This window comes from Photobacterium sp. 1_MG-2023, from assembly GCF_030547945.1.
In the GTDB taxonomy this organism is placed as follows: domain Bacteria; phylum Pseudomonadota; class Gammaproteobacteria; order Enterobacterales; family Vibrionaceae; genus Photobacterium.
Genome location: NZ_JAUORR010000002.1, coordinates 78649 through 93671 on the forward strand (window position 1 = coordinate 78649; position 15023 = coordinate 93671).

A 15023-nucleotide genomic window follows, 5' to 3' on the forward strand; every position below is an offset into this window, starting at 1 on the left:
CACTTCCCGGCTCAGCGGCTGACTTTTTTGATTTTATTGAAAACGGGATAACGGTCTTCAATCAGCTCATTCACGAAAGGAGACAGAGTCTCCGGGTTTGCACAAATCCAAACCTGCTCTTTTGCCCGGGTCATCGCCACATAGAACAGGCGACGCTCTTCGGCATCAGCAATGCCGTCATTGCCGCCGGACTGCAGGCAGGCCAGCAGCCCGCGATCCCGGTCCAGCGCCGGGAATACACCCCGGTTCACATTCAGAATGAAGACAAAATCGGCTTCACGCCCTTTGCTGGCATGGCAAGTCATAAACTGCAGGTTGAGCTGCGGCCATTGCGCCTGCCAGTCGGCCAGTTTCTCCGGCTTCTGGTCGTGATTCCGCCCCAGCAGCAGCACTTGGGCCTCTTGTTTCACTTTGGATGCCAACTGGACCAGTTCCTGTTCCAGCAAGTCCTGCGCCAGCAGCGTCACCGCTTTTCGCTTCTGTTTCCTGAAGCTTTTCAGCGATTTTTTCAGTTGCTGCGGGTTTTGCTGAATAAACAGGTTCGCCACCTCACCGATCATATTGTTGAACCGGTAGGTGGTGTCCAGCTCCATCACCTGACTGGCGCCGAATCGCGATTCAAAACCCGTGGTCAGATTCACATCAGCCCCGGCAAACCGGTAAATCGCCTGCCAGTCATCCCCAACGGCATAGAGCGAAGGAGCCAGAGTCTGGTCGCCGTGCGGCTTGCAAATCGCTTCAATCAGGCTCAGCCGGTGCGGGGAAATATCCTGATATTCATCCACCATCACAAAGCGCCAGGGCGGCGTAAATTTGCCTTGCTGAATGTAGTCGGTCGCCGTCTGAATCATTGAATTGAAATCAATCTGGCGGTTGGCTTTCAGATACTGACTGTAAGTTTTGTAGCACGGCCATAACAAAGCCAGCTCACTTTTCATCTGCGCTTTGTCCGTATTGCCTAAATCGCTGTCCACCAGCGCGGACAACACTGATTTATTCCCGCCATGCTGGCTGATCAGCTCAATATGCCGCCAGACCCAGTTCAGTAAGGGTTCACTGCGGGCCTGTTCTTCCATCGAGTTATCCCCGCGAAATCCGGGAATCCGCCATTGTGTCAGGTGCTTTTGCCAGCGCTTGGCAGAAGCTTCCTGCTGCCATTGATCTTTCAGCATGGCCGACAGCCATTCATGCCGGGCGGCGTCATCCAGCACCAGGGGCGAAACCGCAGGCAGAGATCCTTCAACAGCCTGAATGATCTGGCATCCCAGGCTGTGAAACGTGGCCACACGAACAGGCTTTCCGATTTTTTCAGCCAGCCGCTCACTCATTTCTTCCGCAGCTTTGCGGCCAAAAGCCAGCAACAGTATATCTTCAGGATCAGCCTGCTGGCTGGCCAGCAGGTAACCGGCTCTGGCCATCAGCACGCTGGTTTTACCGGATCCGGCCCCCGCCAGAATCAGGTTATGATCTTCATTGAGCAGTACCGCCTGGCGCTGAGAAGCGTTGAGTGGTGACGATTCGAAACGGTCAAACCAGGAAGCCCATTTCCCGGTTTCTTCCTCAATCCATTGCTGGTTTGTCGCCGCCACCCATTCCCGGTTATCGGTCAGCCAGGGCGAGATTTGCTCAAAGGCCAGCGGCCGGAATGAGGCGGCAAGCTCATCAGTCAGTCCGGTGTCTTGCAGAGCATGATGCAGGGCATGCTGTAGATTCAGGTACTGAGAACGGCGTTTGTAATGGTGCTGCGTCGTGAAGTTTTCAATTTGCGTCAGCATCTGGGGTAAATGCTGATCGAGTTTTTCCACCCGACCCTGCGCCCACTCACGGTACGCATTCACCAGGTGCTCGGCAAAATATTTGCATTCAGCCCAGGGCAAGCCGTGAATCGTCCAGCTGTCGGTCTGGTCGGCGGACATCAGCTCCATCGCCCCCCACATCACACCACGGTGCAAAGTGACGGAGCCATCCCAGTCATCGAAGGACACCACTTCCTGATGGGTCAGACTTTCCAGTCGGACTTCTTCTTCATCCAGCGCAATGCTGCAAAAATCGCCCTGCACTAACCATTGTGCAAGCCAGTTGGCTGTTAATCGCATTCTGTTTCCTGACACCTTACTTCTCTCAGCAAGAAGATTATCAAGAACTGTACACTGACCATAGCGGTAAGCACCTTATTTACGTAAAATTTGAGACAAAAATATCCGCTGTCTCCGGCAAACTTCCAGACTGGATACAGCGCTGGCGGATGACTCATGATAAAACTCGCTTTACAGTCTACTTTTCGTCGTTTTTGGGCTAAAGAACGTGTCCATCACAGTGCCCGGGTTGCCATTGCACTGGTGGGTGCGGTTGTGCCCTGCTGGTATCTCAATGCAACGACAGCCGTCACGCCACTGGTTTTAGGCATTATCGCCTCGGCGCTGGCCGAAACCGACGACAATCTGACCGGAAAAATCAAAGCGCTGATCATGACGCTGCTGTGCTTTCTGATCGCATCGCTGTCTGTCGAGTTGTTGTTCGATTATCCGGTTCTGTTTGCCATCGGGCTGTTTTCATCCAGTTTTGCCTTCATCATGCTGGGCGCCATGGGCACCCGCTACGCCAGCATTGCTTTTGCGTCGCTGCTGCTGGCGATCTACACCATGCTCGGTGCCGAGAACAGTCAGAATTTATGGTATCAGCCCACCCTGTTACTGTCCGGCGCAGCAGGCTACGGACTTCTGGCTCTGTTATGGCAAATCTTCTGGCCAAATCAGGCGCTTCAGCAGGGGCTGGCGAATGTTTTCGATGCGCTGGCCGATTATCTGGACGACAAAAGTTACTGGTTTCGTCCGGTCGAAAATCTGGAGCCCCAGCAGCTCCGGATTCAGGCCGCCAACAGTAATGCCAGAGTCGTTGCTGCCCTGAATCTGTCCAAAATGACGCTGCTGAACCGGGCCAAGCGCGTTCAGCCCAACCAGCGCGGACACCGCTATCTCAGCCTGTATTTTCATGCGCAGGACATTCATGAGCGTGTCAGTTCCTCCCATCAGCGGTATCAGGATTTAGCCCGTGCGTTTCGTCGCAGTGATATTCTGTTTCGCTTCCAGGATCTGCTGAAGCAGCAAGCCAGCGCCTGCCGGCAGGTGGGTCAGTGTCTCGCTATGGGGCATGTTTACCGCCACAGTCTGGAGAATCGTCTGGCACTGGATGAACTGAAAGAGTCGCTGGATTATCTGAAATCCCGGCACAATCCGGCATGGCGTGCTTATCTGACTCAACTCGATTATCTGTTCAGTAATCTGGCCACTGTTGAACGCCAGCTGGCGAATCTGAACAACCCGGATGCTTCCGATGCGCCGGAAGATACTGAGCTGGCAGATTCAGAAGCCCATACCCTGCCCGGACTCTGGCAACGCCTGAAAAACCAGATGCACACCGACAGCCAGTTATTTCGTCATGCCATTCGGATCGCGACAGCGCTGACGATCGGTTATGGGGTGATTCATCTGTTGGATCTGAAACTGGGATTCTGGATTTTGCTGACGACCCTGTTTGTCTGCCAGCCCAATTACAGCGCCACCCGCAAAAAACTGACACAACGTATTCTGGGTACGCTGGGCGGATTGCTGATCGGCTTGCCGCTGCTGTATCTGTTCCCGGGGCAGGAAGGCCAACTGGTGTTGATGGTGCTGGCAGGGATTGCATTTTTTATCCTCCGAAACCAGCAATATGCGCTGGCAACCGGCTTTATCACCCTGTTCGTGCTGTTCTGTTTCAGTCAGTTAGGTGCCGGATTTGCCGTCGTATTACCACGGCTGGCAGACACCCTGATCGGCTGTGTGCTGGCGGTGTTCGCGGTGTCCTTCATCCTGCCCGACTGGCAGTCGCGACGGCTGCATAAAATTATGGCTACGGCGGTCACCACCAACCGGGATTATCTGGCGCAGATTATCGGACAATACCGTATCGGAAAAAAAGACAGTCTCAGCTACCGGATCGCCCGTCGCGAAGCCCACAATACCGACGCGCAACTCAGCACCGCGATCAGTAACATGCTGTCTGAGCCGGGCCGCTACCGTCTTGCCATTGAGGAATGCTTCCGTTTTCTGACCCTGAATCACGCCATGCTGAATTACATTTCAACACTCGGCGCGCACCGCACTCAGTTAGATGAGCATAAAACGCATAAACTGATCGCACAGGCGCACAGTCAGATCCACCTGCAACTGGAAGCACTGGCCAACCAGCTCAGCAGTAAACAATGCGGGCCGCCGCCGGAATCCGACAGTAGTCTGGCACAGGCGCTGGCCACCTGGCGGGAAGGGCAGGATCAGTCGGTTCGATTGATCCTGCAGCAGCTGTATCTGATTCAGTGTATGTTGCCGGAGCTGCATTCACTGGCGAACAAACTGGTGGCGAGAACCCAACAGGCAGCTGCGCCTGCCAGCTGAACCGAATCAGTAACATTATCCATGAAGTGATAAAAAAACAGCCAATCAAACCATCACAGGCATAATTTCTCTGCAAAAATGCCTGTGGTGGTATAAAATCCAGCCCTTTCTTCGACCCCATTCATTCGACACATCATCATGATTGATTTCGCGACGCTGCCGCTGTATCTGACTGCGGTTGTTGCCCTGCTGCTTGTGCCAGGGCCGGATATGCTTTTAATTGCCAGTTCCAGCCTGAGCTATGGCAAACGCGTGGGACTGTTTGCCAGTTTAGGCAATGCCACTTCAGGGCTGATTCTGACTGTGCTGGCGGCCATGGGTGTTTCGGCACTGATTGCCATGAACCCGATGGCTCTGGAAGCCCTGCGTTATCTGGGCGGTCTTTACCTGCTGAAAATGGGCTGGGACTGTCTGCGCAGTCAGCCCGCAGAATCGCCGACCGTGGCAGCCCGGCAGGGTCTGGCACGTCTGCTCTACCGCCGGGCAGTCTTCAGTAACCTGCTCAACCCGAAAGCGCTGATTTTCTTCGTGCTCTTTCTGCCGCAGTTTGTTTCGAGCCAGATTGCAGCCAGTTCCGGCGAACAAATGCTGGCACTGGGCCTGTTGCTCAATGTGATGGGTCTGGCGTTTAACCTGTTGCTGGTGTTGCTGGCCGGTACTCTGGGCCAGCCTCTGCTGAAAAATCAGAAGTTCCGGGCCAATCAGAACCGGTTTATGGGCTGCATCTTCATTCTGCTTGCAGTCTGGCTGCTGGCGTCTCAGTTGCCGCAAGTCTGAACCTGAACAAATGCCGCCACATTCTGGAGGCATTTTTCATTCATCATCCGCTTTCCTGCTCCGCCTCTGCCCTCAGTGTCCGAACAGCCAGACCCGGCTTTCATAGGGCCGCAAACAGCCCGTCGCAACCGGCTGTAACGCGGTTTCATCATCATAATTCGACAACACCACCTGCCCCAGACTGAGATCCAGCGAAGACAATGCTTGGAGCGAAAATTCAGCCGGCTCGGCACTGTAGTTGTTCAGACAAATCAGCGTCTGGTGCTGTGTTTGCCGACGGTAGACATGCAGCGCCGGATCCGCTGGCAGCAAGTCCGTATAATCGCCGTCCACTATCACCCCGAGTTGTTTTCGCATCGCGATCAACTGGCGGTAATAGTGAAACACCGACTGATCATCCGCCAGCGCCTGCGCCGCATTGATCTGCGGGTAGTTCTCAGCCACATCAATCCACGGCACGCCCGCAGTAAATCCGGCATAGGCACTGTTGTCCCATTGCATGGGTGTGCGGGAGTTATCCCGTGATCGCTGTACCAGAATCGCCAGCGCCTGCTGCGAAGACATGCCCTGTGTTTCGGTCAGAATCCGGTACATGTTCAGGCTTTCGACATCCCGGTACTGCGAAATCTCAGTAAAACCTGGGTTCGTCATCCCGAGCTCTTCCCCCTGATAAATATACGGCGTGCCCTGCATCAGATGCAGCGAGGTGGCGAGCATTTTAGCGGACAAATCCCGATAGACCCCATCATCGCCAAAGCGACTGACCACGCGTGGCTGATCATGATTACACCAGAACAGAGCGCCCCAGCCCTGCACATGCAGGCCCTGCTGCCAGTGGCTGAACAACGCCTTCAGGGCGAGAAAATCCATCGGCGCCAGTTGCCATTTTTCACCGTTCGGATAATCCACTTTCAGGTGATGAAAGTTGAATACCATCGACAGCTCCCGGCCGTCTCGGGCAGAATATTGCTGGCAATGTTCCAGTGTAGTGGAAGACATTTCGCCCACCGTCACCGAGCCATATTTCTGAAAAACTTCCGCACTGATTTCCTGCAGAAATTCATGCACTCTGGGGCCATCGGTATAAAAACGGCGGCCATCGCCCTGATTGTCATCGGGAAAGTCCTGCTGTTTAGAAATCAGGTTGATGACATCCAGCCGGAATCCATCCACCCCTTTCTCCGCCCAGAAACGAATCACCTGCTTGACTTCTTCACGTACTGCCGGATTTTCCCAGTTCAGATCCGCCTGCTCTTTAGCAAACAGATGCAGGTAATACTGCTGTGTGGCTTCATGCCATTCCCAGGCATTGCCGCCAAACTTTGACTGCCAGTTGTTGGGCTCGCGGCCATCGACCGCATCCTGCCAGATGTAGTAATCCCGGTACGGGCTGTTTTTATCCGATAACGCCTGCTGGAACCATGCATGTTCGGTCGAGGTATGGTTGACCACAATATCCATGATGATCCGGATTCCCCGCTGTCGCGCAGCATCCAGTAAGCGATCAAAGTCGGCCATGGTGCCAAAATCAGGATTGATACTGTAATAGTCCGAAATATCATAGCCGTTATCGATCATCGGCGAGGCATAGACGGGCGTCAGCCAGATTGCATCAATGCCGAGTGTCTGCAGATATGGCAGCCGCTGAATGATACCCTTGATATCTCCGGTGCCCTGATTGCCGCTGTCGGCAAAACTTTTCGGATAAATCTGATAAATGGTGGCCGTACGCCACCAGGGTTGTTCCGTTTGTTTCATCGTGCCTAGCCTTTGGAAAAACGGCAGTCGGGCTGCCGTGAGACGACGTTTATACTGTTTGTGGTTGTGAATTCAGTTGCCCTTTGGCGGCAGCGCGTTTGTACATCACCAAGGTCAGCACCAGTGGCACCACGATTGCCACCAGCATTGCCAGCAGATAAATCAGCCAGTACTGCGGCTGAATCGAAAGAATACCCGGCAGCCCCCCGACGCCAATCCCGTTCGCCATCACACCGGCACCACCACAAATGGCAGCCGCCAGTGCTGAGCCAGTCATGGCACACAGCATCGGGAATTTATACTTCAGGTTGATGCCATACATGGCCGGTTCCGTCACACCAAGATAAGCCGAGATGGCCGCAGGCACTGAAATTTCACGCTCATTCTCTTTTTTGCTGATCAGGATAATCCCGACCACGGCGGAGGCCTGTGCAATATTCGACAAAGCAATCAGCGGCCAGATTGGGGTGCCGCCCATGTCCTGCATCAGTTGTAGATCCACTGCGTTGGTGGTGTGATGAATCCCGGTAATCACCAGGGGTGCGTAAAGGAAACCAAACAATACGGCGCCCAGAATCGCAAAATCACCCGTCATCGCGGCTTTCGCAACATAAGCGACGCCATCGCCCAGCATCCGGCCAAACGGGCCAATTAGCGCATGCGCCAACACGACCGCGGTAATCAGTGAAATAAAAGGCACCACCACCAGATAGAGGTAATCCGGAATGATACGCTTGAGACGGGTTTCGATGAATGCCAGTGCGATCCCCGCCAGCATGGCCGGAATCACCTGTGCCTGATAACCAACTTTTTCGATCACAAACCAGCCGAAATCCCAGACTTCCGGCACCTGTTTGCCGATCAGATACGCGTTCATCAACTGAGGCGAGACCAGCGTTATCCCAAGCACAATCCCCAGGATCGGTGTGCCGCCGAGCTTTTTCACCGTTGACCAGCACACCCCGACCGGCAGGAAGAAGAAAATCGCTTCACCAATCAGCCACAGGAACGCGTGGACCTGAGCCCAGAACTGACTGGTTTGCGTGAGGGTTTTGCCATCAAACAGGGCAATATCGCCAATCACATTCCGGAAGCCCAGAATCAGCCCCCCGGTAATAATGGCAGGTAGCAGCGGTACAAAAATTTCTGCCAAATGGGAAATACCGCGCTCCAGCAAGCTCATATTCTGCCGGGCTGCCACTTTCGCTTCATCCTTACTGACCGTCTTTTCGCCTAACCGGTTGTTCAGTTGCTTGTAAACCTGATCAACTTCAGTGCCGATCACGACCTGAAACTGTCCCGCATTGGTGAAGCAGCCTTTCACCATGGGAATCGCTTCCAGCGCGGCCACATCCGCCTGTTTCGGGTCTTGTAATACAAAACGTAGCCGTGTCAGGCAGTGGCTGACACTGACGATATTTGTCTCTCCCCCAATGTGGGTGACAAGTTGTGCGACTTGCTGTGGGTCAATTTTATTCATGCCATTATCCGTCTGTAGGTACAGGGTGTTTTTATCTCTCTAAAATGGGAACATTCCCACTCCTGTTTTGTTCATGATGAACCTATCGACAGTGACTTGAAATGGGAATGTTCCCAAAATGTGGTATAACTCACGAACGATCGTCAGTTCAAGAATAGTCATGAAACCTGAGTCACGTTCACGAACGTGCTCACAGACGTGTCAAAAACAACTTTCAACACGCCCGTCAGGACAGGAAAGTTTGCGATAAAAGGGGTCAGGCCGGATAACTGGCGTGCTGTATCAAATGCGTGATCGCAGCATTGTGCTGTAAGTGCTGCAGTAACAACCGGGCAGCATGTTCTCCGGCTTCAAAATAACCGGGATCAATACTGAAGGTATTCGGGAACATAAAACTGAGCAGATCGGTCGCCCCTACGCCGGAGACCGTCACTTCTGTCCGCTGTAACTCCTGCAGGCGTTTCGCGACGCCCATGGCCAGGGTGTCACTGGCACAGACTATCGCCTGCGTTTCTTCTTTCAGGACTTTGTCCGTTAAAGCATAGGCGCTGTCATAACTCAGCTCACCCGTCTGATACACCGCAGACAACCGATGTTTCCGGCAGGCCGCCAAATAAGCGTCCAGACGCAGTCTGCCCGTCGTCCGGTCTGACGGGTCTACACCAATGTAACTGATGGCAGTCAGCCCTTTTTCCGTCAGTTGCGCCATTGCCAGCTGAATCATGCCTTCATTGTCATAACTAACCGAAGACACCGCCTGAGTATCGACGGCAATCACAACAGCCCGCTGTGAAAATCGGTCCAGCAGTTTGTCTTCAAAACCGGAGAATCCAAACACAATCACGCCATCGACGTTACGTTTTTCCAGCACGGCAAGGTGCTCGCGTGTTTTTTCGGCAGAGAACTGGCTTTCCATGATCACCGCATCGTAGCCCGCTCCGTAGATGACCTCGAGAATGCCACGAATGGCTTTATTCTCGGACGGGGAATCCAGACGTGACACAATAATCCCCATGACTTTACTGCTGCCACCACGCATCGACTGCGCGGATTTCGACGGCACATAACCAGATTCGCGAATCACTTGCTCGACTTTTTCCCGAGTGGCTGGTTTTACGCGGGGATCTTGCGTCAGCACTCGGGAAACGGTCGACTTGCCAACACCGGCGAGCTTCGCAATATCTAAAATAGTCAGCTTTTGTGTCATAGGGCTCTCAATCATGTCGCAGACGTCATTCGTCTTCGTGGGCCAGTCGATCCGGCCGCGAAACGCCTTATTTTCTCTGTCTGCCCCACAATTGCAATGCCTTTCTCAAATCATGCTGCTTACATAAAAAATGCAGCAAATTGACAATCAGCCGACAAAAATTCCTGATTTATCCGATACTTTTTTAAAGTGCTTGAAATAAGTTTTCAACGTACCCATATAAAAAAACAGACACAAGCGTCTTCTGATACCTGCTGAAAAGCCGTTGCCCGTCACTGCTGTGGTATCAGCCGAAGCACTAAGGATAATTATGATTACTCATGTTGGCATTATTGATCAGGACCCGGTCCGGTTGATCACCCCGCTTTTAGACCATGGCGTTCCGGCCAGCCGGATGATTTTTATTGGGACGGAATCACAGCAGGAAACTTATGTCCGGCTCAGTTCCATCCTGACGCCCAGGGATATTGAGACCGAATTTTTCACAATCCCAGACTCTATCAATATCACGACGCTGCGCCGCCGGCTCAACGAACTCGCAACACGCCTGAAAGAAAAAGGTCAGGACGTATGGTTCAACGCCAGCTGCGGCCTGCGACACCGTTTACTCTCGGCCTATGAAGTATTCCGCAGTTATCAGTGGCCGATTTATGTCATCGAGCCCTACAGTGACGAAATGTGCTGGCTCTACCCGGCCGATCGTGAGCAGCAGCAGGTGGAAGACCGGATTCAGCTCACCGACTATCTCACCATTTTCGGTGCACGCGCTGAACTGCCGGAAACCACTGTCCCGGAAGCGCTCAATCAGCAATTGTGGGATTTAGGACAACGCTGGGCCAGTGCTGCACTGGAACTGGGGCCTGGTCTGGCGACGCTGAATTATCTGGCCACCACCTGCCGTAAAGAACAGAAACTGGATGTTGAACTGAGTGAAAAGCAGCAAGGCTACAAAGAACTAGGCCTGTTGATTCACGACTTACAGGACACCGGACTCGCCGCTTACGACAATGGCATTCTGACGTTCAAGCACGAAGAAGCAAGACGCTTTGCCAACGGTGAATGGTTAGAAAACCTGGTTCACAGTACCGTCCGTGCGATTCAGAGCAAACTGCCGACCATTCAGGATCACTCTCTGGGTGTTCAGGTGTATCGTCAGATTGGTGATCGCGAAGTCCGCAATGAGCTGGATGTGGCGACTGTCGTCAATAACAAGCTGCACATCATTGAATGTAAAACCAAAGGGATGCGGGATGACGGCGATGACACGCTCTACAAACTTGAATCCCTGAGAGATTTACTCGGCGGCCTGCAGGCTCGCGCGATGCTGGTCAGCTTCCGTCCGCTGCGCCATCACGATCTGGTTCGGGCCGAAGATCTGGGACTGGCGATTATTGGACCCGAGCAATTAGGCGATCTGGAACAACATCTCCATACCTGGTTCAAAGCCGCTGGCGGACAAGCCAATCGCATGCTGTAAAGCCAGACTCAGCCAAAAAAACCGATGCAACTCAGCATCGGTTTTTTGGCAAACCAGTTACTTGTTCAGCATCCGGCGTGCCGCATCCACTACCACACGAATTGCGCGAGCTTCCGTTTCTTTCAGCGTTGTGTGATCCGGGGTTTCTTTCTGAGTCCGGTTAATAATCACACCTGCCACACAACCAGCACGCAGACCAGAGCTTGCACACATGGTCAGCAAGGTTGCAGATTCCATTTCAAAGTTCAGGACACCCATATCCTGCCATTCCTGCATTGAGCCCTGAAAACGGCGGACCACACGGCCAGAGAATGTGTCGTAACGCTCCTGACCCGGATAGAAGGTATCGCTGGACGCCGTTACACCGGTGTGAACATCAGTATCTTCTGCGTCACAGGCTTCTTTCATTGCTGTCGCTACCTCAAAATCAGCAACAGCCGGGAATTCCATTGGCGCAAAGTGCAGGCTGGCACCATCCAGACGCACAGAACCAGTCGTCACGATCATGTCACCCACATTGATGTTCGGCTGAATCGCACCCGTGGTGCCAACACGCAGGAAAGTGTGCACGCCAAGCTGTGCCAGTTCTTCCACTGCAATTGACGTGGACGGGCCACCGATACCAGTTGAACACACAACAACAGATTTACCGTCCAGTTTCGCACGGTACAGCGTGTACTCACGGGCACTGTTCAGAAACTCTGGCTCATCCATCAGATTGGCAATTTTCTCAACACGCGCCGGATCACCCGGAATAATGGCAATTTCCGCGCCCTGAAGATCAGATTTGGTAACACCCAGATGGAAAACAGCGTTCTCAGACATAATTCTATCCTTCATTGTGTGGCCTGCTTTCTGGCGGCCTATTATGGGATCTTATTCAACAACTTGAACTCTCGAATACCCGCTAACCATAGCGGATCACCACCGGGATATTATTGATGGTGATCACAACAATATGACAGCCCAATGTAACTCAAATCGCAAAAGAGATCATAGATCACATTAATAATGAAATAGTGAATCAAGTTTCACCCGACATCCCTCAAATCTGAGCCCGGAACAGAAAAGCCGGCACAACATGTACCGGCTTCACGCCAATGCTTGACTGTTATACCAATCAAAGTAAGTAAATGATCAGAAATAGCGCCGGAAAAATGTTTGAGAACAAGGCGGATTTTTTAGATAAGTAGTTATTCTACAATCAAAAAATCTAACGAAGTTATCGAATATTTTAGCAAGCTAGGATGACCAGTTATTTACTGCGATTGGTATTAGCCAGAGACATCCGTCTCCGACGATTCGGGTTTAAACCTGAGTAATCGCAAGGCGTTGACCGTCACCAGCGCTGTGGCGCCACTGTCTGCCAGCACAGCCAGCCAAAGGCCGGTCCACCCTAGCAAAGTCGTCACCAGGAAAATCAGTTTGAGCCCCAAGGCCAGACTGATGTTCTGACGGATATTGGCCAGCGTTTTGCGAGACAGCAGAATCATCTCTGGCAACTCACTCAGGCGATTGTGCGTCAAAGCCGCATCGGCCGTTTCCAGCGCCACATCCGTTCCGCTTCCCATGGCCACGCCAACATGAGCCATTTTCATAGCTGGCGCATCGTTAATACCGTCACCAACCATGGCCACCCGATGATTCTGGCTCCATTGTGCCACTTCGCGTACTTTATCTTCAGGCAACAGACCTGCTCGGAAATCCATCCCCACTTCAGAGGCAATCGCCGTTGCAGCCCGCGGATTGTCTCCGGTCAGCATCAGGGAATTCACGCCCATATTTTTCAGACGCTGAACAGCCTGCTTCGCATCTTCCCGTAAGTTATCCCGCCAGGCGATCAAGCCCACAGGTTGGTCATCGCGCAACACGACCACCAGGGTCTTTCCTGCATCGCTCAGTTGATCAACGGCTTGCTGCTGCACAGTGGTCAGGACAATCTGACGGTCGAGCCGATCCGGCGCCAGTAGTTGAATCACTTTGCCTCCTACCTGACCTTGCACACCCCGGCCCGGAAGAGCTTTGCGCAGTTCAGCCTGTGGGACCTTAATCCCGTGCTGATTTGCCCTTTCAATCACCGCGCTCGCCAACGGATGCAGTGAGCCCATTTCGACAGCAGCCGATTGCGCCAGCAATTCAGATTCTGTGCCTTCCCAGGCCAGAATGTCGGTCACCTGAGGTTTTCCCTGCGTTAAAGTTCCGGTTTTATCAAACGCAATCACTTCAGCCTGTCCCAGTTGTTCCAGCGCGGCCCCGCCTTTAATTAAGGCCCCGCGACGGGCTGCCGCCGCTAAACCCGAAGTAATCGCCGCCGGGGTTGAAATCACCAGCGCACACGGACAGGCAATCAGTAAGAGTGTCAGACCTTTGTACAGCCATTCATCCCAGGACTGACCGAAAATCACGGTCGGGATCAGAACAATCAGCGCCGCCAGTAAGATCATCGCTGGGGTGTACCAGCGGCTGAACCGGTCAATAAAACGTTCAATCGGCGCTTTGCTGGCTTCGGCATTCTCAATCAGATGCAGAATCCGATCGATGGCATTTTCTCCGGGTTCAGACGTCACCTTCAGGCGAACCAGATGTTCGACTGACAAAGAGCCCGCCAGCACCGTATCCCCTGCCAGGCGTTCCACAGGCAGAGATTCTCCCGTCATTGCACTTTCATCAAAACTGGCAGTCGGATCCTGTAACACCGCATCTGCCGGTAAGCGGGCGCCCGGTGCCACTTCAATAATATCTCCCGGACGCAGTTGATCCGCGGGGACTTCGGTTAAGTCACCATTGGCTTCCACCCGTCTGGCAGTTTCCGGCACCAGCGCCATCAGGGCTTTCACGCCACTCCGGGCACGGGCGGAAGCATATCCTTCCAGTTGCTCTCCGAGTAAGAACAGCAGCAAGACCATGGCCGCTTCCGCCGTTTCCCCGAGATATAACGCGCCGAGTGCGGCAACACTCATCAGGGTTTCAATGGAGAATGGGGATCCCCGCTTCGCCAGCTGAAATGCTTTTCGTGCAATCGGCACTAAGCCCACCAGCGTCGTCGCCGTAAATGCTGCCAGCCCAAAGCTCTCTGATTTCAGAGAGATCAGGTACGAGACAAAAATCATCACTGCGGTCAGCGTCAGCATCCCGTAGGTTTGGATCCAGCGGCCCGTTTCCGCTGCTTTCCCCTGACTTGGACGAATCAACGGAAATCCGGTTGCTTTCGCTGCCGACTCTACATCAGCCATCAGGGTGTCAGAATCACCGGTCACAAACAGCTTTTCAGTCGCAAATGTCACGGTTGCGCTCTCTACGCCCCGCACAGCCAGAATGGCTTTTTCCAGCTTACCAGCACAGCTCGGACAATCCATACCCTGGATTTGCCAACTGAATTTAGGCTGTGACGAATCACTGGCCGGTGATGTGGCATGTGTAGCAGAGGGTTGAGAAGATGATTTGGCAAATGGTACTGATACTGAAAGCGCTGCTTCAGCCGTCATTCGGGAAGGTTTGAGGTGGTTGATTCTCGACAAAGACGATGGTTTTGTCTCGGCAATCAAAGAAGCTGTTTGGGTTCGCCCGGCGGGGTCACTGTCTTCTGGATCCCCCCCGGAGCCGCCGCTACAGCAGCCACCGGATTCACCGGTTGTAGAGACAACAGTTGTTTCAGTACAACAGGAAGCGCCCTGCTCCACCCGGACACTGGTTTGATTCCCGACAGGTTTCACGCTGTGAACATGCATTTTTTTATTGTGACATTGTGTGCACATCTCTTTCTCCTCCATTTGAGTCTAGCGGTGCGTTCTGCATTCACTATAAACCTTGGAGATAACTCCAAGGTCAAGGGGATTTTGAGTTGCTCCAATCCAAGTCAAGAGGCATGTCGCAAAGTTGCACAACAATCAC

Annotated in this window: 9 protein-coding genes; 3 read left to right on the forward strand and 6 right to left on the reverse strand. The window is 53.2% G+C overall.

Annotated features, from left to right (window positions below; all coding sequences use genetic code 11):
* Positions 1 to 11: 11 nt before the first annotated feature.
* Positions 12 to 2096, reverse strand: a complete 2085-nt coding sequence (gene helD / locus Q4579_RS02170; RefSeq protein WP_303561276.1) for a DNA helicase IV — start codon at positions 2094 to 2096, stop codon at positions 12 to 14.
* A gap of 156 nt (positions 2097 to 2252) precedes the next feature.
* Between helD and yccS the strand changes: the two genes are divergently transcribed.
* Entirely contained in the window at positions 2253 to 4433 is a 2181-nt protein-coding gene (gene yccS / locus Q4579_RS02175) for a YccS family putative transporter (RefSeq protein ID WP_303561277.1), read from the forward strand.
* A gap of 138 nt (positions 4434 to 4571) precedes the next feature.
* Positions 4572 to 5210 carry a LysE family translocator gene (locus tag Q4579_RS02180; RefSeq protein WP_303561278.1) on the forward strand — a complete coding sequence of 213 codons (639 nt, stop codon included), beginning with the start codon at positions 4572 to 4574 and terminating at the stop codon, positions 5208 to 5210.
* 72 nt (positions 5211 to 5282) lie between these two features.
* Here Q4579_RS02180 and treC read toward each other — a convergent pair whose 3' ends face one another.
* From treC to treR, 3 genes are all read right to left on the reverse strand, one after another.
* Positions 5283 to 6968: an alpha,alpha-phosphotrehalase gene (gene treC / locus Q4579_RS02185; protein ID WP_303561279.1), complete on the reverse strand. Its 1686-nt coding sequence runs from the start codon at positions 6966 to 6968 to the stop codon at positions 5283 to 5285.
* A gap of 49 nt (positions 6969 to 7017) precedes the next feature.
* Positions 7018 to 8448: a PTS trehalose transporter subunit IIBC gene (treB, locus tag Q4579_RS02190; RefSeq protein ID WP_303561281.1), complete on the reverse strand. Its 1431-nt coding sequence runs from the start codon at positions 8446 to 8448 to the stop codon at positions 7018 to 7020.
* Positions 8449 to 8704: 256 nt separating this feature from the next.
* The gene (gene treR, locus Q4579_RS02195) at positions 8705 to 9655 is read right to left on the reverse strand and encodes a trehalose operon repressor TreR (protein ID WP_303561282.1); all 951 of its coding nucleotides are present in this window, start codon (positions 9653 to 9655) and stop codon (positions 8705 to 8707) included.
* A gap of 310 nt (positions 9656 to 9965) precedes the next feature.
* Here treR and Q4579_RS02200 point away from each other — a divergent pair, with 310 nt between their 5' ends.
* A complete protein-coding gene (locus Q4579_RS02200) occupies positions 9966 to 11132 on the forward strand; it encodes a DUF1887 family CARF protein (RefSeq protein ID WP_211645759.1) in 1167 nt (388 codons plus the stop codon).
* 57 nt (positions 11133 to 11189) lie between these two features.
* Here Q4579_RS02200 and udp read toward each other — a convergent pair whose 3' ends face one another.
* Together udp and Q4579_RS02210 are read right to left on the reverse strand one after the other, a co-directional pair.
* On the reverse strand, positions 11190 to 11957 hold the full coding sequence (udp, locus tag Q4579_RS02205) for a uridine phosphorylase (RefSeq protein WP_303561285.1): 768 nt from the start codon (positions 11955 to 11957) through the stop codon (positions 11190 to 11192).
* A 449-nt stretch (positions 11958 to 12406) separates the two neighbouring features.
* On the reverse strand, positions 12407 to 14887 hold the full coding sequence (locus Q4579_RS02210; protein ID WP_303561287.1) for a zinc/cadmium/mercury/lead-transporting ATPase: 2481 nt from the start codon (positions 14885 to 14887) through the stop codon (positions 12407 to 12409).
* Between the last annotated feature and the right edge of the window lie 136 nt (positions 14888 to 15023).

Bases quoted from the DNA above. Each gene is read 5' to 3' on its own strand.
- Q4579_RS02210 (WP_303561287.1), bottom strand. From the start codon at position 14,887: ATGTGCACACAATGTCACAATAAAAAAATGCATGTTCACAGCGTGAAA.
- yccS (WP_303561277.1), top strand. From the start codon at position 2,253: ATGATAAAACTCGCTTTACAGTCTACTTTTCGTCGTTTTTGGGCTAAA.
- Q4579_RS02200 (WP_211645759.1), top strand. From the start codon at position 9,966: ATGATTACTCATGTTGGCATTATTGATCAGGACCCGGTCCGGTTGATC.
- treC (WP_303561279.1), bottom strand. From the start codon at position 6,968: ATGAAACAAACGGAACAACCCTGGTGGCGTACGGCCACCATTTATCAG.
- helD (WP_303561276.1), bottom strand. From the start codon at position 2,096: ATGCGATTAACAGCCAACTGGCTTGCACAATGGTTAGTGCAGGGCGAT.
- treB (WP_303561281.1), bottom strand. From the start codon at position 8,448: ATGAATAAAATTGACCCACAGCAAGTCGCACAACTTGTCACCCACATT.
- udp (WP_303561285.1), bottom strand. From the start codon at position 11,957: ATGTCTGAGAACGCTGTTTTCCATCTGGGTGTTACCAAATCTGATCTT.
- treR (WP_303561282.1), bottom strand. From the start codon at position 9,655: ATGACACAAAAGCTGACTATTTTAGATATTGCGAAGCTCGCCGGTGTT.
- Q4579_RS02180 (WP_303561278.1), top strand. From the start codon at position 4,572: ATGATTGATTTCGCGACGCTGCCGCTGTATCTGACTGCGGTTGTTGCC.